This window comes from Streptomyces sp. NPDC090032 (assembly GCF_044748025.1).
In the GTDB taxonomy this organism is placed as follows: domain Bacteria; phylum Actinomycetota; class Actinomycetes; order Streptomycetales; family Streptomycetaceae; genus Streptomyces.
On record NZ_JBIVFF010000017.1, the window covers coordinates 43,443 to 68,184 of the forward strand.

Below are 24,742 nucleotides of genomic sequence, written 5' to 3' on the forward strand. Positions count from 1 at the left end.
CGCGCCTGCACTCCCGCCAGAAAATAAGGACGTACACGCCCTATTTCTTCGAGCGTATAGTACGTGTACGTCCTAATCAATCCGGAAGGGCAGCGCAGAGCGATGAACGGAAACGACACTCCGACCGAAGGCACGTCCGTCACGTCCGGCACCTCCGCCACCATCCACGCCGCGCTCGACGGACTCGGCCCCCTGGCGCGCCAGCTCGGCCAGATCCACACCCGCCTGTGGCACGAGCAGGTCCACCAGGACCTGACCGGCCCTCAGTTCACCGCCCTCGGCCTGCTCCGGACACACGGCCCCATGGATCAGGGCACGCTCGGCGCCCTCGCCAGCCTCGACAAGTCGACTGCCGCTCCGATGCTGGAACGCCTCAAGCGCCGCGGTCTCGTGGCGATCACAAAGGACGACAAGGACCGCCGGCGCAAGCTCGTCACCATCACCGACGAGGGCCGCGAGCTGGCCACAGCCCTCGCCCCCGCCGTCGTCGCCGTCAGCGAAGAGATCCTGGCCCACTTCAATCCCGTCGAGCGGGACCAGTTCCTGAGCCTCCTGCGGCGCGCCGTAGAGGGAGCGCAGCAGTAGCCCAGCTCCCCGACACTCCCCCAGCCCCCCCTCAATCGCCTGACCTCAGAGCATCCCGCGCGGCGGTCAGGATCTCCTCGGACAGCGGGAATCCCCTGGCGGCGCACGCCAGGGCGAGTGCACCGACCATCGTGCACAGCCGGGCCGTGCCGCCCCGATCGTCGACGGCAAGCCAGTCGGCGAAGTCGCCGACCCCCTCGCCGCGCACGCGGCGGGCCTCACGGTCGCCCGACTCGCGAGCCATGGGTCAGGCCGGACGCCTTCATGGGCTCGGCGACGCCGACGTGCGTTCCCTGCTCCCGGAACAGCCGGGTGGCGTCCTCCACGACGCGCTTGCGGTTCAGCAGCGCCTGCGCCTGCGCTACGCGGCCCATCGCCCCCCCCGTTCTCCCCGTGGGCTGCCGGCATGGACGTCGGTTGCCATCTACCCCAGGCTCCGTTTAGATTATATTAGTAATCTAATTGGCGACCCGATCGGATGGGTCCCCGAATCGCTGGGAGCGGACATGGAACTCAAGGGCGCGGTCGCGGTCGTCACCGGGGCCAACCGAGGGCTGGGCCGCCATCTGGCCGAGCAGCTCGTACAGCGTGGAGCCAAGGTGTACGCGGCGGCGCGGCACCCCGAGACCGTGGACCTGGCGGGCGTCACCCCGCTCCGTCTGGACGTGACCGACGAGGAGTCGATCCGGGAGGCGGCCCGCGTCGCATCGGACGCGACCCTGCTGGTGAACAACGCCGGGATCTCCACCGGCACCACGCTCATCACCGGCGAACTGGACGCCGTAAGGCTCGAGTTGGAGACGAACTTCTTCGGGCCGCTCGCCCTGACTCGGGCCTTCGCCCCGGTCATCGAGGCCAATGGTCCAGGCGCGGTGCTGAACGTGCTCTCCGCGCTCTCCTGGCTGCACCCGGCCGGTCTCGGGTCCTACGCGGCGACGAAGGCCGCCACATGGGCGCAGACGAACGCGGTCCGCGAGGAACTGGCACCCCACGGCATCACGGTGACCGCTCTGCACGTGGCGTACATGGACACCGACATGGCCGCCCGCGTTCCCGCCGACCAGAAGGTCGACCCCGCGGATGTGGCAGCTCAGGCGCTCAACGCCGTCGAGGACGGCCTCCCCGAGATCCTCGCCGACGAAGTGACCCGCCAGGTCAAGAGGGGGCTGGCCACGGCGCTGAATCCGGCCTGAGTCCCAGAGGTGACGTGGTGTGGGGTCAGGGACGCGCGCTCAGCGGGGGCCGTTGCGCCAGATGAAGACCTCGGTGCTCGGCCGGCGTTCGGAGAATCGGCCTGCCGGGGAGACCTCCCGCAGCAGTCGGCGCAGGTCCGTCTCGAACACGTCGAGGCGCGTGCCGAACAGGGGCGGCGCCGAGAACGACATCGAGAACACCCCGGCGACCAGATCGTCAGCAGTGCGTTGCAGTGGCTGTCCACCGGGCACGACATGGCGCTGCGGACCGGAGAACCCCGCCCTGGTGAGCACCGCGGCCTCACCGCCCGGTGTCCCGTGCGGCAGCACTCCCCGGCCGGCCCGGCGGACCGGTCCCAGATACTGCTTCACCAGCTGGTCCATGGCCGTATAGGGCACCGCCGGATACGGAAGGCCCTCGACACTTCGGGTCAGCGACTCCGTCTTCGTTTCCGCTTCCGTCTCCGTCTTCACGTCGGAGATGTGAGCGAGCACCCCGCCGGACCTGAGCATGCCTTTGATGGTTGCCGCGACCAGGTCGCGGTCCATCCAGTGGAAGGACTGGGCGAAGGTCGCCACGTCGAACGCGCCGAGGCCGTCCGGCAGATCCTCGCCCCGGGCCTGGACCCACCGCGTCTTCCCGCTCACGCCTTGCTCGGCGGCTTCACGCGTGGCTTCGGCGATCATCCCCCGGTCCGGGTCCACGCCGACGATCTCGCCGAACAGATGGGCCAAGGTCAGGGCGATGACGCCCGGGCCGCATCCGACGTCGATGAGCCGCCCCCGCCCGTCAAGCTTCAGAACGTCGGCGAGCGTGTCCGCCAGCCCAGGGGCGTACGGCAGTCGCCCGCGCCGGTAGTGGCGAGCCGTCCCGGCGAACAGGGTGTCGTCCCACTCCCAGCCGCCACCCATCCCCACCCACCGCCCGTCACGGAGTTCCGGCACCTGTTCGCCGGCCCGATGATTCCACGGCTTGATCAGGTGGAGCGTCGGAACACAGGATGAGGTCTTCGTGTCCTGACAGGCGAGGGCCGTACGACCGGACGGTGGCGTGCCGTCACATGCCGGCTTCGACATCCAGATCCGGGTGCCTTCGATCGACGAGGCGCGGTAGGTCGCCCTGCTCTCGGCGATCGGCTTCCGGTGTCGGCCCGAGCCGTGGAACCGCACGGAGGCGGGCGGGATCCCGCGCCGCAAACTCGTCGTCGCACCTCCGGTCGGCGCCAGGGCCTGCAATGTCCAGCTCCGGGAGCGCAGGCGTAGGCGCCCTCTACGCGCCCCTGTTTCGCGCCTACCTGCGCGCCGACGAGCCCGCCCGGCGGGCCTGGGGAGCGTTCATCGTGACTGCGAGTGGCAGCCGCTGCGCCAACTCCCTTGACCACCGCGAAACTGATATCGCGCCTACCCCCACCCCACATCCCCAATCCATGATTTCGATCATGGGTGATCCCAGCGCTTCCCCCTAGCATTGCGGGCCGTGAACAGACACCCGATGCGCAAGAAGCTCGTCCTCCTCGGCGTGGCGGGCGCCCTCACCGGCACGGTGGTCGCAGCCGGCGCCATGTGGCCGGACGCCGAGGCCACGGCGGCGGCGGACGGCGCACAACAGCGCGCCGTGGCTGCGGAGCTCAAGCACTGGCCGGCGCCCGCGGCGAAGAAGCTGGCGAAGGTCATCGCAGCGCATGACCACCAGGGCGCGTACGCCGTCTTCGACGCGGACAACACCACGTACCGCAACGACCTCGAAGAGGCTCTGCTCCCCTTCCTGGAGATGAAGGGCGTCCTGACGCGCGACACCATGGACCCGTCCTTGAAGATCATTCCTTTCAAGGACACGGCCACGCACAAGGAGACGCTGACCGAGTACTACACCCGCCTGTGCGACATCGACGACCAGGTCTCGTATCCGTGGGCCGCGCAGATCTTCTCCGGATTCACCTTGAAGCAACTCAAGGGCTACATCGATGAGTTGCTGGCCTACGACAAGCCGCTGCCGGGCGGGGTGAAGCCGCCGCAGTTCTCGACGGGCATGCAGGAGCTCTACCGCACGCTGAGCAAGCACGGCATCAAGGTGTACGTGGTGAGCGCCGCGAGCGAGGACCTCGTACGGATGGTGCTCGCCGATCCCCAGTACGGCTACGGCGTCCGGCCCGAGAACGTACTCGGCGTCTCCGCCCTGCTCAAGGACCGCAAGACGGGTGAAGTGACGAGCTCCCGCAAGGAGATCGCCGCCGGCCACTACGACCAGGCGAAGCTGGCCGACCACGAACTGACGCCCACCCTCTGGGCACCGGCCACCTGGTACGAGGGCAAGCCCGCCGCGATCAGCACGTACATCGACGCCTGGCGGAAGCCCATCCTGGCCGCGGGCGACACCCCGAAGAGCGACGGCCCGATGCTGCTGCGCTCGACGGACGTGGAACACGGCGGCGTGCGCGTGTGGGTCAACCGCAAGGACAGCTACATGAAGGAGATCGACGGCATGAAGGCCGCCGGGGCGAAACGACAGAAGGAGCTGGGGCAGAAGGTCACGGCGGACAAGCAGTGGCTGACGGTGACGCCGGAACAGATCCACTGACGCCGGCGCGTTCTGCTGTTTCTGCGGTGCCGCGCGCCGTCACGAGAGCTACCGGTGGTCGCGGCGCGGCAGTTCGCCCCAGGTGTCCGGTGGCCCGATGACGGGGCGTGCGTCGGTCAGCCGAGGCGCACGTCCGCCGAGCGCGACGGAACGGCGTCGAGCGAGGCGAGCATCGCCTCGTCGAGCACGATCGCGCCGGCGGCGATGTTGGCCTCGAGATGGCCGGGGTCCGCGGTCCCCGGGATGAGCAGCGTGTTCGGGGAGTGGTGGAGCAGCCAGGCCAGACCGACCTGCGACGGCGTGCTGCCGAGGGACCGCGCGACAGCCTGCACCGCAGGCTCCTCCGTCGCCTTGGGAATGCCCGGGAACGCGCCGCCGAGCGGGAAGTAGGGCACCCAGGCGATGCCCTCGGCGGCGCACATCTCCACCATGGTCTCGTCGTCGCGCGCCACTAGGCTGTACGCGTTCTGGACGCACACGATGTCCGCCGGAATCGCCCGGCGCAGACCCTCGGCCGTCACGCTGCTCAGCCCGATCGCGCCGATCATGCCCTCGTCGCGCATCGCGGTCATGGCCGCGAGCTGGTCGTCGATGTCGACCACCTGGTCGGCCTCGGCCCGGAGCCCGGGTCCGGAGTCGAGCCGCCGCAGGTTCACCACCGGGACCTGGTCGACACCCAGCGATTTGAGGTTGTCCTCGACGCTCGCCCGGAGCTCCTCGGGCCGCTGAGCGGGGCGCAGGCGGATGCGACCGCCCGGATCGGGGTCGGCGCCGACCTTGCTCACGACGAGTACGCCGTCCTCGGGGCGGAGCGCCTCGCGCAGGAGTCCGTTGACCAGGGTGTTGCCATAGAAATGAGCGGTGTCGATGTGATCGACACCGAGCTCGACCGCGCGGCGCAGGAGGGCGATGGCGCCGCGGCGGTCGTCGCGCAGGCGCTCGAGCTGCATCGCGCCGAAGCCGACGCGAGAGACCGTGCGGCCCGCGAGCTGTCCCGGGCCGCCGGGGCGCTTCGCGCCCGTGGCCGTGAGGTCGGAGGGGGGAGTGCCGGTGGTCGTCATAGGAAGTCGCTCCTGTGGGACGATAGGCGTAAGCGGAGGAACCTCCGCTCTATCGACCGTACCACTACCGGAGGGACCTCCGCTTTGACTCCGCCGGAACCGACGCCCACCGGCGCCCCCGCAGACGAGCCACCCGCCGACCGCGGCGAACGCCCCCTGCGCGCGGACGCGCAGCGCAACCGCGAGAACCTCGTGACGGTCGCGCGGGCAGCCTTCGCCGCCGCCGAGGGCTCCGTCGCCCTGGAGGCCGTCGCCCGCGAGGCCGGCGTCGGGATCGGCACCCTCTACCGCCACTTCCCCACCCGCGAGGCGCTCCTCGAAGCCGTCTACGCCGCCGAGCTCGACGCCGTCACCACGAGCGCTCCCGCTCTGCTCGAAGAGCTCCCGCCCGATGTCGCGCTCCGCGCCTGGCTGGACAAGTACGCGAAGTTCACGGCTACGAAGCGCGGAATGATCGACGCGCTGCGGGCCGGCTGGGCCTCGGGGCGGATCACGACCCCGGCCACGCGCGAACGGATCACGGCCGCGATCGGCACGATCCTGACCGCGGGAGCCGAAGCGGGTTCACTCCGCGGTGACGTCGACCCGGACGACGTCACCGCGATCGTCCTCGGAACGTTCCTGTCGACTGCCGCAATCGGCACGCCTGAACAGACCGGCCGACTGCTCGACCTCGTCGTCGATGCCGTGCGCCCGAAGTCGCAGCATTAGGGGAGGCGCGGGCCACCGGCCGGATCGTCACTCCGCAGGGGATCCGCCTCGGAGTTGCCGAGCAGCTTCAACGTCGTGTCCAGAGCCGCCTCCAGATGGGCGACGCTGCCGGTGGCCATGAGGACGCTCACCCCACCCTGCACCGTGGCGACCAGGGTGGCCGCAGTGCGGTCGGCGTCCAGCGCGGGGTCCATCCGCCCGCTTTCCTGCATGCACCGCACTCCGTCCCTCAGCGCGGTCTGCCACTGGGCGAGCAGTTGCCCGGTGAGCTGCTGCGATGCGGGCGTTCTGCGGCCCAGCTCGGTCATGAGCACACCCAAGGGGCAGTTGACGCCCTGCCGTTCGTAGCGCCGGACAACGGCGTCGCGCCAGTCGCGCCACGCCTGCCAGGTGTCCAGCCTGCCGAGGTCGTCCAGGTGGGGCTGCTGGTCCGCCAGGATCCGGTCCGCCTCCAGGGCGGCGACGGCGAGGAGCAGTTCGTCCTTGCCGCCGGGGAAGTAGTGGAAGATCTGGCTCTTGCTGGTCTGGGTGCGGGCGCGAATGTCGTCGAGCGTGGTCGTGGCGGCGCCCCGCTCCCTGATCTCCGCGGCGGCGCCCTCGACGATGCGCAGCCGGGTCGCGGCGCCTTTCGCGGTCAGGCGCGCTGCTGTCGTCCCGCTGGCGACCATGGATTCCCTCGCTACCACTGTGGACCTGCTGGTCCAGTTTACGCGGAAGCGGCCAGGTCGCCCGACTGAGGCCCTACTGGTACGGGGCTGGGCCCACCCCGGGGTTCCCGGGCGGGCCCAGCAGTGGCGCTCCGGCGTCCGATCAGCCGTTGGAGCAGCCGTTGCCGAGCGCCGGGTCCAGCAGGCCGATGACGCTGATCGAGTTGCCGCAGACGTTGGCGTCCAGGTCGATCGGTACCTGAACGAGGTTGCCGGAGATGACGCCGGGCGAGTTGGCGGCAAGGCCGTCCGTATCGTCGTCCGCGCTGGCCACGCCGGCCCCTGCGAGGACGGTGACGGCACCCAGGGCGGCAGTGGCGATATAGGTCCGGATACGCATTCTTCTCCTCAAGTGAGATGACGTTACTTCCGGACCAATAACACCCTTATCACCCCGCACACGCTATTCATTACACCCATAAGGGGCGTAGCGACGGGCCTCAGGGAGTTGTGACGGCTCGCGCTCAGGCGGCCGGGCGGTCAGCTCGGGAACATCCCCGCCGTCGCGTTGATCCACGTACCCGTGATCGAGGAGGCGGCGTCGGATGCGAGGAACGTGGCGAGCGCGGCAATGTCCGCGATCCGTGGCGAACGCTTCGTCATGCGCAAGCTGTCGAGGTGCGCGAGCACCCCTTGCAGGGCCGCCTCGTCCATGTCCGGTGCCCCGGCCCCGGCCAGCTTCTCCGGCGTCAGCGTGTCGGCGACACCTGCGGTCCAGATGCCCACGGCACGAACGCCGGACGGGCCGAGCTCTTGGGCGAGCTGGCGGATCAGCGCGTCCATCGCGCCGTCCGCGGCGCCGGTGCCGCCCAGCATCGGGGTGCCGTTCCTGGAGCCGCTGTCGAGGGAGAGGATCACTCCCCCGCCCTGGATGACCATGCGCCGGGCGGCGGCTCGCGCGGTGATGAACTGACAGGAGATGCCCTGCACGACCGGCCGCGTGTAGTCATCGACGGACATGTCCGTGATCGGGATGCCCTGCAGGTCGCCTCGTGGCACGAGGTTGATGGAGATGTCGATCCGGCCGGCCCGCTCGACGATCGCGTCCGCGTGAGCCTCCACGGCCGCCTCGTCCAAGGCGTCGACGACGTCGTATTCCGCGCCCGCCTCGGCCGAAGCCTTCCGCAGGGTGTCCTCCGTGCGCCCCGCCAGGAAGACCCGCGCGCCCGCGTCCGCGTACGCCCGCGCCACACCCGCCCCCAGGGAGCCGGCTCCGCCGTAGATGACCGCGACCTTGTCCTTCAGCGCATCCGTGAGCATCGGGCGTCGTCCTTTCCTCGGCCGGACGCCGCGCGCGTCCGCTGCTTCATATGACTCATCGTCCGCCGGAACTCATCGCCGTACCCGGAACTCATCGCCGCACCGGCAGATCGTTCCTCGGAGCGGCACACCCCATGGGGTGAAGCTTGCGGCCCGCCCGTTGACCGCCGAGGACATGTGGGAGGGCTATGGCCGTACTCCCGCCACCGGAACGAGGTCGTCACATGCTCCGCACCAGGTTCGTGTCCGTCACCGCCGCATCGCTGCTCGTCTGGCTCGGTTCGACGGCCCCGGCGGTCTCCGAACCGCCCGTTGCCACGGTCACCGTCACCTCTCCGGCCGCCGACTCCGTGCACCCCGTGAACAGCAGTCTGTTCGTCGGGTGGCGCAACGACACCGGGCAGGAGGTCGACGTATGGCTGGCCCAGGAGGACGGTGAGGGCGGGATGCAGCGCCTGTTCAAGCTGGCCTCGAAAGCGAGCAGCAAGCCGACGAGTGAACTGGTCACGGCGGTGCCCTCGGTGCCGGACGGCGCCGACTACACAGTGGAGGTCACGACCCGGGAGACGGGCGTACGGGGGTACAGCGCCCCCTTCGGGGTGGGCCCGGTTCCAGACGATGATCCGGCCGTCCGCACCGGCACCGGCTCCGAAAAGGCCACCGCGCCGCTCAGCCGGGTTCAGGCGCAGGACGGGCACAGCCCGCGGTAGGTCACCTCGACCTTGGACACCCTGAAGCCGAACCTCTCCTGCGCCGGGAGGCCGGACAGCGGGTCGCCGGTCGGATGGACGTCGCGGATGATTCCGCAGTTGGAGCACACCAAGTGCTGGTGCGGCTGGTGCGCGTTCGGGTCGTAGCGCTTCGCCCGGCCGTCGGTGGAGACCTCTACGACCTCACCCAGAGCGACCAGCTCGCCCAGGGCGTTGTAGACGGTCGCTCTGGAGATCTCGGGCAGCCGCTGCACCGCGCGGGCGTGCACCTCGTCGGCCGTGAGATGCACATGATCACCGTCGAGAACCTCCGCCACTACGCGCCGCTGAGAGGTCATCCGCCAGCCACGCCCCCGCAGTCGCTCAAGCAGGCCACTCATATCGGTTCACCTTTTCAGGTTCGGTGGGATACCCGAGGTTGACCGGCGCGCTCCCGGTCCCATCGGAAATGTGGTTGGTGCACTTCTTGACTTGGATTCTGTCCATCGTAGGATCGGTTATGGCGATAGCCAAGGGACAGGAAGACTCCAGTGCGGCAGGAGACAGAAGTTGATCACCTCCGAGGGGCGCGCGATCGTGCGTCGGTCGTTGTTCTCCGCACGCCGCGCGAGGCCCTCCGCGCCCGCGGCGCGACCGGATTCGTGCCGCTACGCCGCACTCTGAGCCGTAGTGTCGACCCGTCCCGGAAGACCGCGGCCTCGCGATCGACGCGGTCCGCTCGACCGGCACCCGCGTCCCGATCGACCGGGTCCAGCAGATCGAGGCGATCGCCGAGATTGACTCGAGTGCCTGGATTGCCTGGATCGATGAGGCTGAGGCCATCCACGGGGCCCACGCCCCACCCGCTCCACCGCCGTAGTTCCTGAGCAGTGTGATCCGCCCCGTCCGGAAGGATTCCCCATGTCTGAGAACCAAGATGCGATCGTCACAGACGCGAAAACAGAGGACGGAGGAGGCTGCCCGGTCGTGCACGGGAGCGCCCCGTACCCGACGCAGGGCAACGGCGCGAACAGCCAGTGGTGGCCGCAGCGGCTCAACCTGAAGATCCTTGCCAAGAACCCCGCCGTGGCCAACCCCCTCGGCGAGGACTTCGATTACGCCGAGGCGTTCAAGACCCTCGACCTTGCCGAGGTCAAGCAGGACATCGCCGAGGTGCTGACCACCTCGAAGGACTGGTGGCCCGCCGACTTCGGTCACTACGGCCCGTTCATGATCCGCATGGCGTGGCACAGCGCCGGTACCTACCGGATCAGCGACGGCCGCGGTGGCGCCGACACCGGTCAGCAGCGCTTCGCCCCGCTCAACAGCTGGCCGGACAACGGGAACCTCGACAAGGCCCGCCGTCTGCTGTGGCCGGTCAAGAAGAAGTACGGCAAGAACCTGTCGTGGGCCGACCTCATGATCCTCACGGGCAACGTCGCCCTGGAGACGATGGGCTTCGACACCTTCGGCTTCGGCGGCGGACGCGTCGACGCCTGGGAGCCCGACGACGACGTCTACTGGGGCCCCGAGACCACCTGGCTCGGCGACGAGCGCTACACGGGCGACCGTGAGCTGGAGAACCCGCTCGCCGCGGTCCAGATGGGGCTGATCTACGTCAACCCGGAAGGCCCGAACGGCAACCCGGACCCGATCGCCGCGGCCCGCGACATCCGTGAGACGTTCCACCGGATGGCGATGAACGACGAGGAGACCGTCGCCCTGATCGCCGGCGGCCACACCTTCGGCAAGACCCATGGCGCGGGCCCCGCGGAGGAGGTCGGCGAGGCCCCCGAGGCAGCCCCCATCGAGGAGATGGGCCTCGGCTGGAAGAACACGTTCGGAACCGGCAAGGGTGACGACGCGATCACCAGTGGTCTCGAGGGGATCTGGACGAACACCCCGACCACCTGGGACAACACCTTCTTCGACATCCTCTTCGGCTACGAGTGGGAGCTCTTCCAGAGCCCCGCCGGCGCCAACCAGTGGCGGCCGAAGGAGGGCGCGGGAACGGGCACCGTACCCGACGCCCACGACGCGTCGAAGAGCCACGCCCCGACGATGCTCACGACCGACCTCTCGCTCCGGTTCGACCCGACCTACGAGCCGATCTCGCGCCGGTTCCACGAGAACCCGGCCGAGTTCGCGGACGCCTTCGCCCGCGCGTGGTTCAAGCTGACCCACCGCGACATGGGCCCGATCGTGCGCTACCTCGGCCCGGAGGTCCCGAGCGAGGAGCTGCTGTGGCAGGACCCGCTGCCCGCGGTGACGCACCCGCTCGTCGACGCCTCTGACGTCGCCACCCTCAAGGACCAGATCCTGGCCTCGGGCCTGACGGTGTCTCAGCTCGTGTCCACGGCATGGGCCTCGGCCTCGTCCTTCCGCGCCAGCGACAAGCGCGGCGGCGCGAACGGTGCGCGCATCCGCCTCCAGCCGCAGAGCGGCTGGGAGGTCAACCAGCCCGACGAGCTGGCGGCCGTGCTGCGCACGCTGGAGGGGGTCCGCCAGACCTTCAACAGCGCCCAGTCCGGTGGCAAGCAGATCTCGCTCGCCGACCTGATCGTGCTCGCGGGTGCCGCGGGCGTCGAGAAGGCCGCGAAGGACGCGGGCTCCGACATCCAGGTTCCCTTCACACCGGGACGTGCGGACGCCACGCAGGAGCAGACGGACGTGGAGTCGTTCTCCGCGCTCGAACCGTCCGCCGACGGGTTCCGCAACTACCTCGGCAAGGGCAACCGCCTGCCGGCCGAGTACCTGCTCGTCGACAAGGCCAACCTGCTCGACCTGAGCGCACCCGAGCTGACGGTCCTCGTCGGAGGCCTGCGCGTCCTCGGGGCGAACTACGGGCAGTCGACGCACGGTGTCCTCACCAGGACTCCCGGGTCGCTGACCAACGACTTCTTCGTCAACCTCCTCGACCTGGACACGACGTGGAGCGCGACGGCCGGCGACGCGAACACCTTCGAGGGCCGTGACTCCGCGGGTGTGGTCCAGTGGACGGGCACCCGTGCCGACCTCGTCTTCGGGTCGAACTCGGAGCTGCGCGCGGTCGCGGAGGTCTACGCGAGCGATGACGCGAAGGAGAAGTTCGTGAAGGACTTCGTCGCCACGTGGGACAAGGTCATGAACCTGGACCGGTTCGACCTCTCCTGATCACACATGATCACGAAGTCCAGGCCGGCCCGCGGTGGGCCGGCCTGGACTTCGGCGTTTGCGCACCATGACGCCTGCCGGTCCGGCGCGACGCGCGCCGTCCGGAGGTCACCACCGGGGTCACCACCAGTACGCCGGGTACTTCGGCGCCCCGCGCCGTACGCGAGAGGCCGCGAAGCCGGTCAGGACGAGCAGCACCGTGGAGCCGAACAGCAGCGGTACGAAGCGCCCGGGGGCCGGCGTCTGGAGGACGACGATCACGGCGGTGGCACAGGCAGCCGAGTGCGGGGTACGGGCGAGCATCGTCGCGGCGAGGGTGATGCCTCCCGCCAGTGCCGCCGTCCACGGGCTGCTGTTCGTCAGCGCGAGGACCGCGTAACCGGACCCGGCGCCGAGCAGGTGGCCGATGACGATGCTCCGGGGCTGGGCCAGGGGCAGGGTGGGCGCGCTGTGCACAAGGGCGGCGCTCGCGGCCAGCGGCGGTATCAGGACCGGCTCATGGATCATCGCGCCGATCGCCACGAGCCCGAGCAGGACCGCCGTGACAGCGCTGATGCTGTGGATGGCGGCGGCTGCGGTGGGACGGGCCGGTGCCCGGCCGGACCGGCGCCGCGGGCGGGGCGAATCGGGGACGGAAGGGGGCTGCGGTCGCAGCACGGAATCGGTGCTCACAGTGACGATTTCTGGGGCAGGCGGCTCACGGCCGGCAGGACGACGGAAGAAGGAGCGGTCGTAGCTGCGCGGAGCACACCTCTGTGATCAACAGTGGTTCTGACCTTGCGCCTGTCCGGGTGGGACCGGCGCAGTCCACCTGCGATTTTACCTGCCGAGCCGGACGCGCCAGGCATGGGGCGACCCATCCCACCGGGCGGCGTCCGCCCGAAACGCTTCCGCCGTCACACGCGCACACGCCGTCTCAGAGCCACGGCATCCTTACCTCATCCTGGGCAGTCCCTGACCGCGAGCTTGTTGAACGGACTCGGTGCGGGCGGCAGCATTCGGCCCATGGACGAGCCGGGCGCAGCCTACGAGATCCGCTACGGGTGGACCGCCCCCGCCTGGCTGGCTCTGGCGTTCGCCCTGCTCATCGGCGTGGGATTCGTCCCCGGCGCAGAACCTCCGGGGAACGGCCATGTCGAGCTGATCCTCGCGCCGTACGTGGCGCTGGTCATGCCGGCCGCCGCCCTCCGACGGACCGCTGTACGTATCGGCCCCCAGGGCATCACCCTGGGCGGCCTGCTGTTCTTCCGCAGACCGGAGTTCCATCCCTGGTCGGAGATCGTGTCCGTCAGCCTCTCCGACGGCGTGCGGGGGCCGGGACGCTTCCGGCTTCCCGAGCTCGAAGTGCGTCACCGCAAGGGGGCTCCCCCGCGAGCGGAGCCGACCGCGCCGCCTGAGCTTCGCGCATTCGACGCGTATCTGTCGACGCACGTGGATCCCGATTTCGTCGAGTCGTTCAGGCGAACCCAGGAGTCCTCTCGCTCCATGGCCCTGTGCAAGGTGGACTCCGAACGCCTCAAACAAGCCGTACGGGCCTTCGCTCCCCAGGTCCGTGTCTTCGGGGATGTCGACCGGCTATGACGATGCCGTCAAGGATCCGGCTGAACACATGCGTCATGAACGGGAGTTGAGTGACCGTGGAGGGTGCCTGAGGTGCCTGCGGAGACGGCACCCGGCAGCTCGGGGGCGATCGACAGGTACGAGGGCGTGGGAGTCATGGCCAAACACGAGGGGCCACCGCCGCCGAACTCTCCGGCACCGACGGCGTACCGCTTCGGCGCCGGACGGATTCCCCCGACCAGCGCCGGCGTCCAGATCGTCGTAAAGCTGCGCGAACTCCAACTCGCCTCCCCGAGCCATGCAGAGCACCGCGACACTACGTGAGGCCAAGGTCACAGTTTTGTGCGGAGTGGCCGACTCCACCCCCAATTTCCCAGGTCAAGGCCACCCTCAGAGCAACTTCCGCCCTCCGTCCCGTGGCGCAGCGACGCCGATTGTCACACCGACCCTCTAGGCTTCTTCACATGTCCACCACTCCGATCCCTGGTTCCGTGCGGTCCGCCGACGATCTGAACGAAGAGATTCGCTGCCTGATGCTGTGCAGCGGTGGCCGGTTGAGCGCGGAGCAGCGCCGGGAGTACGAAGTTCTCGTCATCGAATGGTCCGCGGCGATACGTGGCGAGGTTGTGAAGGCCGCGTAAGCCCCCGGCCCGCAGCCTGCCGGTTCCCCGCCCGCCGCCCACGGTCACCGGTCACCGGTCACCGGTCACCGGTCACCGGTCACCGGGAAGGCTGCGGGGTCGTGCGGTGCAGCCCCTCACAGACACAGCAAGGCCCGGATCCAAAAGGATCCGGGCCTTGGTTGTCAGTAGCGGGGACAGGATTTGAACCTGCGACCTCTGGGTTATGAGCCCAGCGAGCTACCGAGCTGCTCCACCCCGCGTCGGTAGACACAACCGTACGCCATCGCAGCCGGTCCCCCTGACCACGTGCCCGCGGAGGGTTAGCGGACGAGGCAAGGACGCTTGCTGTCGAACTGCCAGTCCGGGACGAGGTACCGCATCCCGACGGCGTCGTCGCGTGCCCCCAGAGCCTTCGCCGTGTAGAGGTCGTGGGCCGCCAGCAGTCGGTCCATGTCGAGCTGGACGCCCAGGCCCGGGGCATCGGGGACGGCGATCTCACCGTCGACGATCCGGGGCGGGGCGGTGGTGAGTCGCTCCAGGCCTTCCTGCCAGATCCAGTGCGTGTCCAGGGCGTTGTACTCGCCGGGGGCGGCTGCTCCGCAGTGGGTCACCATGGCGAGGGAGATGTCGAAGTGGTTGTTGGAGTGGCATCCCCAGGTCAGGCCCATCGCATTGCAGAGCTGGGCCACGCGGACCGAGCCCTGCATGGTCCAGAAGTGCGGGTCGGCCAGGGGGATGGAGACCGACTGGAGCGCCAGGGCGTGGGTGAGCTGGCGCCAGTCCGTCGCGATCATGTTGGTCGCCGTGGGCAGGCCCGTGGCGCGGCGGAACTCGGCGAGGATCTCCCGGCCGGAGTAGCCGCCTTCGGCTCCGCAGGGGTCCTCGGCGTAGGCGAGGGTGCCGGACAGGGGCGTGCACAGTTCGATCGCCTCGCGCAGCGACCACGCGCCGTTGGGGTCGAGGGTGATCCTGGCCTCGGGGAAGCGGTCCTTCAGCGCCTGCACGGCCCTGACCTCCTCGGCGCCTTCCAGGACGCCGCCCTTGAGCTTGAAGTCGCGGAATCCGTAGCGGTCGTACGCCGCCTCGGCCTGATGGACGATCGCTTCGGGTGTCAGGGCCTCTTCGTGCCGGACGCGGTGCCAGTCGACGGCCGAGTCGGGTTCGCGGACGTATTCCAGGTCGGTGCGGCCGGGGTCGCCGACGTAGAAGAGGTAGCCCAGCACCCGTACGGAGTCGCGCTGTTGGCCATCGCCGAGGAGGGCCGCGACGGGGACTTCGAGGTGTTGGCCCAGGAGGTCGAGCATCGCCGATTCGACGGCGGTGACGGCGTGGACGGTGGTGCGCAGGTCGAAGGTCTGGGCGCCTCGTCCGCCGGCGTCGCGGTCGGCGAACCGGGCTCCGATCTCGCGCAGGACGCGCTTGTAGTCGCCGACCTTCGCGCCGACCACGAGGGACTCGGCGTCGCGCAGGGTCTGGGTGATCTTCTCGCCGCCCGGCACCTCGCCCAGGCCGGTGCGGCCCTCGGAGTCCTGGAGGACGACGATGTTGCGGGTGAAGTACGGGCCGTGCGCGCCGGAGAGGTTCAGTTCCATGCAGTCCCGGCCGGCGACCGGGTAGACGGCGAACGCGGTGACGGTCGGCTGCTTGCTCAAGGTCATTGCGGTTCCTGTGGTCGGAAGGTGTGCGGGTTGACGTGGGTCACAGGCTCAGGACGTCCAAGGCCCATTCCATGGCAAGTACGCCGCCCAGGCCCAGCACCGCGAGCACGGTCGTGTACGTGGTCCTGACCTTGATCGCGTCGATGACCGAGAGGTTGAAGTACTCCTTGAAGAGCCAGAATCCGGGGTCGTTCACATGGGAGAACGCGATCGACCCGCAGGAGACGGCGAGCACCATGATTTCGGGGTGGATTCCGCTGCCTGCCAGGAGCGGCAGCACCACGCCGGACGCCGTGACGACGGCAACCGTCGCCGAGCCGAGTGCCACGCGGAGGATGACCGCGATGAGCCACGCCAGGATGAGGGGTGAGATGGACCAGCTGTCCGTGACGTCCTTGATGTAGTCGGAGATTCCGCCTTCGACGAGGACGTTCTTGAAAGCGCCGCCGGCGCCGATGACCAGGAGGATCATCGCCATCGCCTGGGCCGCCGAGGTGCAGGAGGCGCTGACCTCCGTAAGGCTGCGGCCGATGCGCGGCCCGAAGGCCCAGATCGCCAGAAGCAGCGTCAGCATGAGCGCGATCGGGGCCGAGCCGATGAACGCGACCGCGTGCAGGAACGGGCTCTCGCCCGACGTGGCCATGTCGATCACCGCGGCGCCCGCGATCAGGACCACCGGGAAGAGGGCCACGAGCAGCGACCAGCCCATGCCGGGCATCTCTTCGTCGGTGAACTCGCGGTCACTGACAAGGCCCTTGGGGATGGAGGGGTTCATCGCCTGCACGAAGGGCAGGCGCGGCCACGCGAGGGCGATGAGCGCTCCGGCCGGCACCGCGATGAAGAGGCCGTAGAACAGGGTGTGTCCGACGGAGGCGTGGAAGGTCGCGGCGACGGCGGTGGGGCCGGGGTGCGGCGGGAGGAAGCTGTGCATGGTGGACAGGGCGATCGACATCGGCAGCCCGACCCACAGCAGCTTCGCGCCGGTGACCCGCACGAGGGTGAACGCGATGGGCACGATGATGATGAAGGCGACCTCGTAGAACATGGTGACGCCGATGAGCATGGACGTGACCACCATGGCCACCTGGACCCAGCGCGGCCCGAAGGCGTCGAGCAGCCGGTTGGCTATTCGCTGTGCCGCTCCGGAGTCCCCCATGACGCGGCCGACCATGGCGCCGAGGCCGATGGTCAGCATCGTGTCGCCGATCTGTCCGCCGATGCCCTCCGAGAGGACGTCCGGGATCGTCGCCGCCGGAATCCCCTGGACCAGCGCGACGCCGATCGCCACGAGGAGGAGTGCGGCGAACCCGTTCATGCGCAGCCTGGTCATGAGGAAGAGCAGAATCAGAACGCTGATTCCCACTACGACGAGAGGCAAGTCAGTTCCCCTTTGAACTGTGGATTGCAGGTCAGGCGGGTACGAGGGTGAGCGCGTCGAAGCGGCGGGACATCAACTACGCGCTTGTGGCGGTCAGTTGACGCGCCGTGCAGCTCCCACCAGGTTCAGCCCGGCGTCGAGCACCTTCTCGAGATCCGCGAGGTCGGCGGCGGACAGGTCGGTGAGCGGGGCGCGTACGGGGCCGACCGGGAGGCCGCGCAGCCGTGCCGCGGCCTTGACCAGGGAAACGGCGTAGCCCGGGACGCGGTCGCGCAGCTCCACCAGGGGAACGTAGAAGTCGCGCAGCAGCTTGTTCATCGCCTCGTCGTCGCCCGCGCGCAGTGCGGTGAAGAAGGCGTTCGCGATTTCGGGCGCGAACGCGTGGACCGCGGAGGAGTAGGCGGGCACGCCGACGGTGGCGTAGGCGCGGGCCTGCATCTCGGCGGTGGCGGCGCCGTTGAAGAAGAGGAAGCCCTCGGGTGCGGCGAGTGTCAGGCGCTGGAGCCGGTCGAGGTCGGAGTGTCCGTCCTTGAGACCGATGACGGTGGGGATCTCGGCGATCCGGCGCAGGGCGTCGGCGTTGAAGGTGACCTGGTCGCGCTGGTACGCGATCAGCGGCAGCCGGGTGCCGGCGGCGATCCGCCGCAGCTGCTCCACCAGTCCGTCCTGCGGAGCGCCGACCAGGTAGTGCGGCAGCACGAGCAGCGCGTCCGCGCCTTCCTCCTGCGCGATCCGGGCGAACCGCAGCGCCTGCGACCAGCCGTAGCCGGTGCCCGCGACCACCGGCAGGCGCCCGTCGGCGACTTCGACCGTGACCCTGACGACCGCCCGGTACTCCTCCTCGTCCAGCGAGAAGAACTCCCCGGTTCCGCAGGCGGGGAAGACCACACCCGGCGCGTTGGCCAACTGGGCGGTCAGGTAGGTCCGGTAGGCGTCCAGGTCGAGGCTGCCGTCGTCCCGAAGGCTCGTGAGCGGGAAGGACAGCACCCCCCGCGCCATCCCGTCACGCAGCTTCCGTGTGACGTCCTCGGGTTGCGTACCGACCTCGTTCATAGATCTGATCCCCATATGCAGATGGCGTCCATGTATGAGAATGGAGGCTAAGTCGGTGAACCGGCCGGGTCAATGGGTGAAGCACCGCCGATTTACGATGACCGGCACCGGAAGGCAGGGGGAACGCACGTGACAGACGCGGCATCTGGGGTACGTGGGGTGAAGTCGGCGCTGCGCACCGTCGCACTGCTGGAACTGCTCGCGGCGCGGGGCGACCGGCCCGCGCGACTCGACGAACTCGCCGCGGAACTGGATGTGCCGCGCAGCAGCATGTACCAACTGCTGCGGACCCTCGTCGACTGCGGCTGGGTGCGCACGGACACCACCGGCTCGCTGTACGGGATCGGGATCCGCACCCTCCTCACGGGTACGAGTTACCTCGACAGCGACCCCCGCGTGCGCGCCGTGCGCCCGTACCTCGACGAGGCGTCGGACGCGCTCGGCGAGACGATTCACCTGGCGCGGCTGGACGGTCCGAACGTCGTCTATCTCGCGACCCGCGAGTCCCACGAATACCTGCGCACCATCAGCCGCGTCGGCCGCCGGGTCCCCGCGCACGCCGGAGCCCTCGGAAAGGCCCTGCTCGCCGAGCGTGCGGACAGCGAACTACCGCTCGGTGACGGCCCGTTGGCCGCCCTGACGCAGAACACGCACACCGACCGCGCCGCGTTGCTCGCCGACCTGGCGGGCATCCGCGAGCGCGGCTACTCCATCGACCGCGAGGAGACCGTGACCGGCATCGCGGGCTTCGGCTTCGCTCTGCGGTACTCGGCCCCGGCGGTCGACGCCATCAGCTGCTCGGTTCCGGTCGCCCGCCTCACCGCGGAGCGCCAGGAACGCGTCGTCGCCGTGATGCGGGACGTACAGACCAAGATCGAGGCGGTGTTGTCGCCTCGCTCGGGGGCGCCCGACTGGCGGTGAGGCGGTGCGTCGGGGGTGCGCCCTGAGCTTCGTCACAGGTGCCGGAGCAGGGCCTCCAACGCCGGATTGTCGTTGTTCTTGCGCCACACCAGATTCAGCTCGACCGGTTTGGGTTCCCTGAGGGACAGCGGTTTGAAGGTGATCCCGCTGAACCTCATCTGGGCCGCTGCCTCCGGGACCAGGGCGATGCCCCAGCCGGCATTCACCATCGCCAGAATGCTGTGCACCTGGCTGAGGTACTGGGTGAAGACGGGCGCGACCTGGGCGGCGCGGAAGATGCTGACGAGCAGCTCGTGGAAGTAGCGGGCCTCGACGGGCGAGTACATCAGCAGCTGCTCCCCGTCGAAGTCCTCCACGCGCAGGTCGCCTTCGCGCGCGGCGAGCGGATGGCCGGTGGGCAGGGCGGCGAGCAGGCCTTCCCTATCGGCGGGCCGGGTCTCCAGGTCGGGCCCGGTGTTCGCGGGGCGGATCATGCCCAGGTCCAGGGAGCCTTCGGTGATGGCCTCCAGCTGATCGCGGGTGACCATTTCACGCAGCACCACCTCCACGCGGGGCATGGCCGAGCGGGCCACTTCGAGCAGCGTGCCGAGGGCCGAGTTCGCACTGGCCGCCGTGAACCCGATGGCGATGGCCCCGGCCTCACCCACTGAGACCTGCCGTACGGCGAGTGCCGCGTGCTCGGACTGGCGCAGGATGTGGCGCGCCTCGTTGAGGAAGGTGCGGCCTGCCGGGGTGAGCCGCACGGACCGGTTGGTGCGGTCGAGGAGCTGTACACCCAGGTCGTGCTCGAGGAGTTGGATCTGCCGGCTCAGCGGGGGCTGCGTCATCCGAAGCCGCTCCGCGGCCCGGGTGAAGTGCAGTTCCTCGGCCACCGCCACGAAGCTCACGAGCTGTGCCAGCGTGAACAATGATTCTCTCCGGGTATCAGCGCATGCAAAATTGGTCTTGGACGTGGATCAATCGCCGACTCTAGCTTCAAGGGGAGTCAACGCCTCCGTCGGCCGCAGACCGGCAGCCGCCCGCGCCGGCAGGAGTCCGCACCCGCCCGTCGGCACTGCCACGCGCGTGCAGCATGCCCGCCGGTCGCATCCGCCTCACACCCCAGGGACACGCAGTGGTGACGAAGACCAGTACGACCACCAACGCCGCGCACGCAGCAGGCGAGGCGACGCTCGACAGGATCTCCTGGATCAGGCTCTCCTCGGTCACCCTGCCGCTGGCCACGCCGATCAGCGACGCCAAGGTCCTCACCGGGCGCCAGAAGCCCATGACCGAAGTGGCGTTCCTCTTCGTGGAGCTGGAGACCGAGCAGGGGCACGAGGGCATCGGCTTCAGCTACTCCAAGCGAGCCGGCGGCCCCGGCCAGTTCGCCCACGCCAGGGAGATCGCCGACAACCTGCTCGGCGAGGACCCCAGCGACATCGGCAAGATCTGGACGAAGCTGGCGTGGTCCGGCGCCTCGGTCGGCCGCAGCGGTCTGGCCACGCAGGCCATCGCCGCGTACGACGTGGCCCTGTGGGACCTCAAGGCCAAGCGCGCGGGCCTGCCGCTGGCCAAACTCCTGGGCGCCCACCGCGACTCCGTACGCTGCTACAACACCTCCGGCGGCTTTCTGCACACCCCGACCGAGCAGGTGCTCGACAACGCCGACGCCTCCCTCGCGAGCGGCATCGGCGGCATAAAGATCAAGGTCGGCCACCCCGACCGCAAGCAGGACCTGCGCCGTCTGACCGCCGTGCGCGAGCACATCGGCGACGACGCCCCGCTGATGGTCGACGCGAACCAGCAGTGGGACCGGCCGACCGCCCAGCGGATGGGCCGGGCCATGGAGGAGTTCGACCTCGTCTGGATCGAGGAGCCGCTCGACGCCTATGACGCGCAGGGGCACGCCGCGCTCGCCGCGTCGCTCGACACCCCCATCGCCACCGGCGAGATGCTCGCCAGCGTCGCCGAGCACTGGGAGCTGATCCGCAACAACGCCGCGGACATCATCCAGCCCGACGCCCCCCGCATCGGCGGCATCACGCAGTTCCTCAAGCTCGCGGCGCTCGCCGAGCACCACAACCTCCAGCTCGCACCGCACTTCGCCATGGAGATCCACCTCCACCTGGCGGCCGCCTACCCGATCGAGCCGTGGGTGGAGCACTTCGACTGGCTGGAGCCTCTGTTCAACGAGCGCCTCACCATCAGCGACGGCCGGATGCACGTCCCGTCCCGCCCCGGCCTCGGGATCACCCTCACCGACCAGGCCCGCGCATGGACCCAGGCCACCCACGAGGCCGGCAAGCGCCACTGACTGCACAGCACACAACACCCTCTCGTCCGCGCCTCCTCATGGGGCGCGGACGAGGCATGCCCGGAGTACGGATACCCACCCTCCGCTCAAGCACGATTTTGCCGTCATTTTTCCATCCGACCGCACAACCATTTCATGAATGCCATTCACGCGACCGCACGCAAAAAGAATTCGAAGAATGGGGGAACTGGCGGGCCGCTGGTGCAGTCTTATCCCGTGACCAGGAGCCCGCAGGATTCACTGCGGCGCCAAATGACGGGGAAGGTTTTACCGACCATGCACGCTCGCACCCGCACCGCGCTCTTCGCCTCCGCCGCAATCGCGGCCACGCTCTCCCTCACCGCGATCACCCCGGCCTTGGCCGGCACTTCCGCCCACACCACGGCCGCCGTCGCCTCCGCCCCCGCGCCGTCCCAGGGCGACCCGCGCAGCACCACCAACCGCGTCGCCGACTTCTACGGCGCGTACATCGACTCGATCTGGGACAACGAGGACCCGGCCGCCGGTGCCAATGCCAAGGCGCTGCGCTCCTTCTACCTGTCGGCCGCGGCTCAGAAGAAGGTCGCCGCCTTCGAGGAGAAGGAGCACGCCGACGGCATCCTGTTCGCCCAGAACGTGCCCGTGAAGTGGAAGGTCGACTACACCGGCTCCGGTGCCGGCCACGCGACCGCGCTGGTCACGCTCACCTGGAGCGACGGCGCGAGCTCCGAGGTCACCAAGATCAAGGTCCAGTCGGACCTCCAGACCCGCAAGATCACCGACCTGGCGCCCGCCGAATAGCCCGCAGCAACGAGCGGTGGCCCGTACCGGACACAACCGGTACGGGCCACCCGCGTCTCTCCTTCAGGGGGCTCAGCAAAAGGGCGCGCTTTATCGGGCCACGAAAGCCATCGCAACTGCGTACCGGCTAGCGGCAAATCACTCTTCGACTGCCCGGTACGCACTCTTCGGTTACGGCGGCATTCGGTTCCTCGGAATGCAGTGTCGCCCTCGCGCCTTGACGCCGACGACCACTCCCTTGCCCTCTCCAACGTATAGCCCACAGGGGGCCTTGCGGCAAGGCCCGGGTCGTGACGCAGAATGACCGGCCTAGGCCAGGACCTGCGGAAATCAGGGATGCGGGGAGTACGTGCGCTCAGTTCATGTACGGGACATGCCTGTTCATGTACGGGACATGCCTGATGGTCGTCGTCTTCATCGGACTTCGCGGAGCGCCCGGCCGACAGTCAACTCGTCACGTAGGGGATTTCATGATCGACGTCATCATCGCGGGCAGCGGACCGACCGGCTTGATGCTTGCCTGTGAGCTGCGGCTGCACGGCGTGAACGTGGTCGTGCTGGAGAAGCTGACCGAGCCGACCAAGGAGTCCCGCGGGCAGGGTCTGCACGCGCGCAGTGTCGAGATCATGGACCAGCGCGGCCTGCTGGACCGGTTCCTCGCGGTCAGCGAGAAGTTCAGCGCCGGCGGTCTCTTCGGCGGCATCATGAAGCCGTGGCCGGACCGGTTGGACACCGCGCACCCGTTCGGCGTCGCCGCCTCGCAGCCGGTCACCGAGCGGCTGCTCAACGAGCGCGCGCTCGAACTCGGGGCCGAGATCCGGCGCGGGTGCGAGGTCGCCGGGGTCAGCCAGGACGAGGCCGGAGTGACCGTCGAGCTGACAGACGGCACACAGCTGCGGTCGCGCTACCTCGTCGGATGCGACGGCGGCCGCAGCCTCGTGCGCAAGCAGCTCGGGGTCGACTTCACCGGTGAACCGGCCACGATCGAGACGCTGCTGGGCGAAATGCGGGCCACGGAGGATCCGGCGACGATCGCCGCCGTCGTCGAGGAAACCCGCAAGACCCACCTGCGGTTCGGCCTCATCCCCCAGGGGGACGGGATGTACCGCATCGTCGTGCCCGCGGCGGAAGTGGCCGAGGACCGCGCGGCAGCGCCGACCCTCGATGACTTCAAGCAGCAGCTGCGGGCCACCGCCGGCACGGACTTCGGCGTGCACTCGCCGCGCTGGCTGTCCCGATTCGGCGACGCCACCCGGCAGGCCGAGCGCTACCGGGTAGGGCGGGTGTTCCTGGCCGGGGACGCGGCACACATCCATCCGCCGACCGGCGGGCAGGGCCTCAACCTCGGCGCCCAGGACGCCTTCAACCTCGGCTGGAAACTGGCCGCCGCGGTCAACGGCTGGGCGCCGCAGGGGCTGTTGGACAGCTACCACGTCGAACGGCACCCGGTGGGCGCCCGCGTGCTGGACAACACCCGAGCGCAGATCACCCTGTTGGGGACCGACGCCGGCGCGACCGCGCTCCGGGAGCTGTTCTCGAAGCTGATGGACTTCGAGGAGGTGAACCGGTACGTGACCGAGATGATCACCGCGGTCGGGGTCAGCTACGACTTCGGCGAGGGGCACGAACTGCTCGGCCGCCGGATGCGGGACGTCGGGCTGAAGCGGGGGCGCCTCTACGGGCTGATGCACGAAGGGCGTGGCCTGCTCCTCGACCAGACGGGCCGGCTCTCGGTGGAGGGCTGGGTGGATCGGGTCGACCACGTCGTCGACGTCAGCGAGGAACTGGACGTGCCCGCGGTGCTGCTGCGGCCCGACGGCCACGTGGCGTGGGTAGGTGACGATCAGCAGGATCTTCTCGGTCACCTGCCCAAGTGGTTCGGTACGCCTGCCAGTTGAGCGCACGGGTGTAGGGAGAGTGCATCTTGCGGGGCGGGGGACGGTCACCGGCCCACGCCCCGTACTCCCCCCTCCCTCCACTCACACGCCTGCACCGTTCGTACGCGCCCGGGCCCTGCGTTCGGTGACGAACCCGGCCGTCACCATCAGTACGCCGGCACCGACGCCGAACGTGGCGGTGAGGCCGTTCAGCCACGCGTAGCCACTGCTGCTGGGGTAGGTGCGTCCGTCGTCCAGAACGCAGTCGAACGCCAGCGGCATGTAGGAAGCCCGGTGCCCGACCAGGTGCCGGAGGGTGCTGTCGTCGACATCGGCGTCGCGGCACGCGCGCGCCGGAGACGAGTCGGCGCCGCTCTCCGACTCGTGCTCGGACCACTGGATCGCGCCGAGCCCCACCACGTACAGCGTGACTGCCGCTGCCGCCGCCATCGCCGCACCCCACCGCAACAGATCCATTTTCCAGTCCGCCCGGCGGCCGGGAAGGGCGACGGAGATGAGCTTGATGACCACCGCGACGATCCAGACGGGGAGCGCGAGCAGAGCGGGCAGCAGCAGAAAAACGAACACGAGCCAGGCACCCTTCGCAGGCGTTCGGCGCGGGCGAGTTCATGGAGCGCAGCTCGGCCGCCTTGACCGGA

General features: G+C 69.3%; 25 protein-coding genes, 1 tRNA gene and 1 pseudogene. 13 read left to right on the top strand and 14 right to left on the bottom strand.

Annotated features, from left to right (window positions below; genetic code table 11):
• Positions 1-102 precede the first annotated feature (102 nt).
• Positions 103-585, top strand: a complete 483-nt coding sequence (locus ACIPWY_RS34220; RefSeq protein ID WP_393702359.1) for a MarR family winged helix-turn-helix transcriptional regulator — start codon at positions 103-105, stop codon at positions 583-585.
• 31 nt (positions 586-616) lie between these two features.
• On the opposite strand, the pseudogene ACIPWY_RS34225 reads toward ACIPWY_RS34220, so the two are convergent.
• Positions 617-959: pseudogene (locus ACIPWY_RS34225) on the bottom strand (hypothetical protein).
• Between the two features lie 132 nt (positions 960-1,091).
• On the opposite strand from ACIPWY_RS34225, the gene ACIPWY_RS34230 reads away from it, so the two are divergent.
• Positions 1,092-1,778: an SDR family oxidoreductase gene (locus ACIPWY_RS34230; protein ID WP_362907958.1), complete on the top strand. Its 687-nt coding sequence runs from the start codon at positions 1,092-1,094 to the stop codon at positions 1,776-1,778.
• Positions 1,779-1,817: 39 nt separating this feature from the next.
• Here ACIPWY_RS34230 and ACIPWY_RS34235 read toward each other — a convergent pair whose 3' ends face one another.
• Positions 1,818-2,690 carry a class I SAM-dependent methyltransferase gene (locus tag ACIPWY_RS34235; RefSeq protein ID WP_393702521.1) on the bottom strand — a complete coding sequence of 291 codons (873 nt, stop codon included), beginning with the start codon at positions 2,688-2,690 and terminating at the stop codon, positions 1,818-1,820.
• Between the two features lie 565 nt (positions 2,691-3,255).
• Between ACIPWY_RS34235 and ACIPWY_RS34240 the strand changes: the two genes are divergently transcribed.
• Positions 3,256-4,356: an HAD family hydrolase gene (locus tag ACIPWY_RS34240; RefSeq protein WP_362907957.1), complete on the top strand. Its 1,101-nt coding sequence runs from the start codon at positions 3,256-3,258 to the stop codon at positions 4,354-4,356.
• A 116-nt stretch (positions 4,357-4,472) separates the two neighbouring features.
• Here ACIPWY_RS34240 and ACIPWY_RS34245 read toward each other — a convergent pair whose 3' ends face one another.
• Positions 4,473-5,417 carry an aldo/keto reductase gene (locus ACIPWY_RS34245; RefSeq protein ID WP_393702362.1) on the bottom strand — a complete coding sequence of 315 codons (945 nt, stop codon included), beginning with the start codon at positions 5,415-5,417 and terminating at the stop codon, positions 4,473-4,475.
• An 84-nt stretch (positions 5,418-5,501) separates the two neighbouring features.
• On the opposite strand from ACIPWY_RS34245, the gene ACIPWY_RS34250 reads away from it, so the two are divergent.
• Positions 5,502-6,128 carry a TetR/AcrR family transcriptional regulator gene (locus ACIPWY_RS34250; RefSeq protein WP_393702364.1) on the top strand — a complete coding sequence of 209 codons (627 nt, stop codon included), beginning with the start codon at positions 5,502-5,504 and terminating at the stop codon, positions 6,126-6,128.
• On the opposite strand, the gene ACIPWY_RS34255 is transcribed toward ACIPWY_RS34250, so the two are convergent.
• From ACIPWY_RS34255 to ACIPWY_RS34265, 3 genes are all read right to left on the bottom strand, one after another.
• Positions 6,125-6,796, bottom strand: a complete 672-nt coding sequence (locus tag ACIPWY_RS34255) for a TetR/AcrR family transcriptional regulator (RefSeq protein ID WP_393702366.1) — start codon at positions 6,794-6,796, stop codon at positions 6,125-6,127. The genes ACIPWY_RS34250 and ACIPWY_RS34255 overlap by 4 nt on opposite strands.
• 142 nt (positions 6,797-6,938) lie before the next feature.
• On the bottom strand, positions 6,939-7,175 hold the full coding sequence (locus ACIPWY_RS34260; RefSeq protein ID WP_362907954.1) for a chaplin: 237 nt from the start codon (positions 7,173-7,175) through the stop codon (positions 6,939-6,941).
• A gap of 140 nt (positions 7,176-7,315) precedes the next feature.
• Positions 7,316-8,095, bottom strand: a complete 780-nt coding sequence (locus tag ACIPWY_RS34265) for an SDR family NAD(P)-dependent oxidoreductase (RefSeq protein ID WP_393702369.1) — start codon at positions 8,093-8,095, stop codon at positions 7,316-7,318.
• Positions 8,096-8,319: 224 nt separating this feature from the next.
• On the opposite strand from ACIPWY_RS34265, the gene ACIPWY_RS34270 reads away from it, so the two are divergent.
• Positions 8,320-8,805 (top strand): Ser-Thr-rich GPI-anchored membrane family protein, encoded by a 486-nt coding sequence (locus tag ACIPWY_RS34270; RefSeq protein ID WP_393702371.1) that lies wholly within the window; start codon positions 8,320-8,322, stop codon positions 8,803-8,805.
• Here ACIPWY_RS34270 and ACIPWY_RS34275 read toward each other — a convergent pair.
• Positions 8,775-9,185, bottom strand: a complete 411-nt coding sequence (locus tag ACIPWY_RS34275) for a Fur family transcriptional regulator (RefSeq protein WP_362907951.1) — start codon at positions 9,183-9,185, stop codon at positions 8,775-8,777. The genes ACIPWY_RS34270 and ACIPWY_RS34275 overlap by 31 nt on opposite strands.
• Positions 9,186-9,705: 520 nt before the next feature.
• Here ACIPWY_RS34275 and katG point away from each other — a divergent pair.
• Positions 9,706-11,937, top strand: a complete 2,232-nt coding sequence (katG, locus tag ACIPWY_RS34280) for a catalase/peroxidase HPI (protein ID WP_393702373.1) — start codon at positions 9,706-9,708, stop codon at positions 11,935-11,937.
• Between the two features lie 120 nt (positions 11,938-12,057).
• On the opposite strand, the gene ACIPWY_RS34285 is transcribed toward katG, so the two are convergent.
• On the bottom strand, positions 12,058-12,609 hold the full coding sequence (locus ACIPWY_RS34285; RefSeq protein WP_389481665.1) for an HPP family protein: 552 nt from the start codon (positions 12,607-12,609) through the stop codon (positions 12,058-12,060).
• Between the two features lie 333 nt (positions 12,610-12,942).
• Here ACIPWY_RS34285 and ACIPWY_RS34290 point away from each other — a divergent pair, with 333 nt between their 5' ends.
• The 3 genes from ACIPWY_RS34290 (at position 12,943) to ACIPWY_RS34300 (ending at position 14,138) form a co-directional block, all read left to right on the top strand.
• Positions 12,943-13,518 carry a hypothetical protein gene (locus ACIPWY_RS34290; RefSeq protein WP_393702375.1) on the top strand — a complete coding sequence of 192 codons (576 nt, stop codon included), beginning with the start codon at positions 12,943-12,945 and terminating at the stop codon, positions 13,516-13,518.
• 72 nt (positions 13,519-13,590) lie between these two features.
• Entirely contained in the window at positions 13,591-13,821 is a 231-nt protein-coding gene (locus ACIPWY_RS34295) for a hypothetical protein (protein ID WP_393702377.1), read from the top strand.
• Between the two features lie 140 nt (positions 13,822-13,961).
• Positions 13,962-14,138 (top strand): hypothetical protein, encoded by a 177-nt coding sequence (locus tag ACIPWY_RS34300; protein WP_165914507.1) that lies wholly within the window; start codon positions 13,962-13,964, stop codon positions 14,136-14,138.
• A 168-nt stretch (positions 14,139-14,306) separates the two neighbouring features.
• Here the strand turns inward: ACIPWY_RS34300 and ACIPWY_RS34305 are convergent.
• From ACIPWY_RS34305 to ACIPWY_RS34320, 4 genes are all read right to left on the bottom strand, one after another.
• Positions 14,307-14,380, bottom strand: a tRNA-Met gene (locus ACIPWY_RS34305).
• A 60-nt stretch (positions 14,381-14,440) separates the two neighbouring features.
• Positions 14,441-15,778 (bottom strand): enolase C-terminal domain-like protein, encoded by a 1,338-nt coding sequence (locus ACIPWY_RS34310; protein WP_362907947.1) that lies wholly within the window; start codon positions 15,776-15,778, stop codon positions 14,441-14,443.
• 40 nt (positions 15,779-15,818) lie between these two features.
• Positions 15,819-17,156, bottom strand: coding sequence for a gluconate:H+ symporter (locus ACIPWY_RS34315; protein ID WP_393702379.1), 1,338 nt, complete (start codon positions 17,154-17,156; stop codon positions 15,819-15,821).
• Positions 17,157-17,249: 93 nt separating this feature from the next.
• Positions 17,250-18,224 (bottom strand): 5-dehydro-4-deoxyglucarate dehydratase, encoded by a 975-nt coding sequence (locus tag ACIPWY_RS34320; RefSeq protein ID WP_362907945.1) that lies wholly within the window; start codon positions 18,222-18,224, stop codon positions 17,250-17,252.
• 57 nt (positions 18,225-18,281) lie between these two features.
• On the opposite strand from ACIPWY_RS34320, the gene ACIPWY_RS34325 reads away from it, so the two are divergent.
• Positions 18,282-19,130 (top strand): IclR family transcriptional regulator, encoded by an 849-nt coding sequence (locus tag ACIPWY_RS34325; protein ID WP_393702382.1) that lies wholly within the window; start codon positions 18,282-18,284, stop codon positions 19,128-19,130.
• Positions 19,131-19,162: 32 nt separating this feature from the next.
• Here the strand turns inward: ACIPWY_RS34325 and ACIPWY_RS34330 are convergent, their stop codons facing one another.
• The gene (locus tag ACIPWY_RS34330; RefSeq protein WP_362907943.1) at positions 19,163-20,038 is read right to left on the bottom strand and encodes a LysR substrate-binding domain-containing protein; all 876 of its coding nucleotides are present in this window, start codon (positions 20,036-20,038) and stop codon (positions 19,163-19,165) included.
• 206 nt (positions 20,039-20,244) lie between these two features.
• Between ACIPWY_RS34330 and ACIPWY_RS34335 the strand changes: the two genes are divergently transcribed.
• The 3 genes from ACIPWY_RS34335 (at position 20,245) to rox (ending at position 24,104) form a co-directional block, all read left to right on the top strand.
• Complete coding sequence (locus tag ACIPWY_RS34335; protein WP_393702384.1) at positions 20,245-21,426, top strand: mandelate racemase/muconate lactonizing enzyme family protein; 1,182 nt, start codon at positions 20,245-20,247, stop codon at positions 21,424-21,426.
• Between the two features lie 276 nt (positions 21,427-21,702).
• Positions 21,703-22,206, top strand: coding sequence for a hypothetical protein (locus tag ACIPWY_RS34340; protein ID WP_393702386.1), 504 nt, complete (start codon positions 21,703-21,705; stop codon positions 22,204-22,206).
• Positions 22,207-22,676: 470 nt separating this feature from the next.
• Positions 22,677-24,104 (top strand): rifampin monooxygenase, encoded by a 1,428-nt coding sequence (gene rox / locus ACIPWY_RS34345; RefSeq protein WP_362907940.1) that lies wholly within the window; start codon positions 22,677-22,679, stop codon positions 24,102-24,104.
• An 81-nt stretch (positions 24,105-24,185) separates the two neighbouring features.
• On the opposite strand, the gene ACIPWY_RS34350 is transcribed toward rox, so the two are convergent.
• Positions 24,186-24,671 (bottom strand): hypothetical protein, encoded by a 486-nt coding sequence (locus ACIPWY_RS34350; RefSeq protein ID WP_401536378.1) that lies wholly within the window; start codon positions 24,669-24,671, stop codon positions 24,186-24,188.
• Between the last annotated feature and the right edge of the window lie 71 nt (positions 24,672-24,742).

Coding starts and splice junctions, on each gene's coding strand:
- ACIPWY_RS34255 (WP_393702366.1), bottom strand. CDS start 6,796: ATGGTCGCCAGCGGGACGACAGCAGCGCGCCTGACCGCGAAAGGCGCC.
- ACIPWY_RS34270 (WP_393702371.1), top strand. CDS start 8,320: ATGCTCCGCACCAGGTTCGTGTCCGTCACCGCCGCATCGCTGCTCGTC.
- ACIPWY_RS34235 (WP_393702521.1), bottom strand. CDS start 2,690: ATGGGTGGCGGCTGGGAGTGGGACGACACCCTGTTCGCCGGGACGGCT.
- ACIPWY_RS34265 (WP_393702369.1), bottom strand. CDS start 8,095: ATGCTCACGGATGCGCTGAAGGACAAGGTCGCGGTCATCTACGGCGGA.
- ACIPWY_RS34260 (WP_362907954.1), bottom strand. CDS start 7,175: ATGCGTATCCGGACCTATATCGCCACTGCCGCCCTGGGTGCCGTCACC.
- ACIPWY_RS34325 (WP_393702382.1), top strand. CDS start 18,282: ATGGGTGAAGCACCGCCGATTTACGATGACCGGCACCGGAAGGCAGGG.
- ACIPWY_RS34300 (WP_165914507.1), top strand. CDS start 13,962: ATGTCCACCACTCCGATCCCTGGTTCCGTGCGGTCCGCCGACGATCTG.
- ACIPWY_RS34340 (WP_393702386.1), top strand. CDS start 21,703: ATGCACGCTCGCACCCGCACCGCGCTCTTCGCCTCCGCCGCAATCGCG.
- ACIPWY_RS34275 (WP_362907951.1), bottom strand. CDS start 9,185: ATGAGTGGCCTGCTTGAGCGACTGCGGGGGCGTGGCTGGCGGATGACC.
- rox (WP_362907940.1), top strand. CDS start 22,677: ATGATCGACGTCATCATCGCGGGCAGCGGACCGACCGGCTTGATGCTT.
- ACIPWY_RS34230 (WP_362907958.1), top strand. CDS start 1,092: ATGGAACTCAAGGGCGCGGTCGCGGTCGTCACCGGGGCCAACCGAGGG.
- ACIPWY_RS34290 (WP_393702375.1), top strand. CDS start 12,943: ATGGACGAGCCGGGCGCAGCCTACGAGATCCGCTACGGGTGGACCGCC.
- katG (WP_393702373.1), top strand. CDS start 9,706: ATGTCTGAGAACCAAGATGCGATCGTCACAGACGCGAAAACAGAGGAC.
- ACIPWY_RS34245 (WP_393702362.1), bottom strand. CDS start 5,417: ATGACGACCACCGGCACTCCCCCCTCCGACCTCACGGCCACGGGCGCG.
- ACIPWY_RS34310 (WP_362907947.1), bottom strand. CDS start 15,778: ATGACCTTGAGCAAGCAGCCGACCGTCACCGCGTTCGCCGTCTACCCG.
- ACIPWY_RS34220 (WP_393702359.1), top strand. CDS start 103: ATGAACGGAAACGACACTCCGACCGAAGGCACGTCCGTCACGTCCGGC.
- ACIPWY_RS34320 (WP_362907945.1), bottom strand. CDS start 18,224: ATGGGGATCAGATCTATGAACGAGGTCGGTACGCAACCCGAGGACGTC.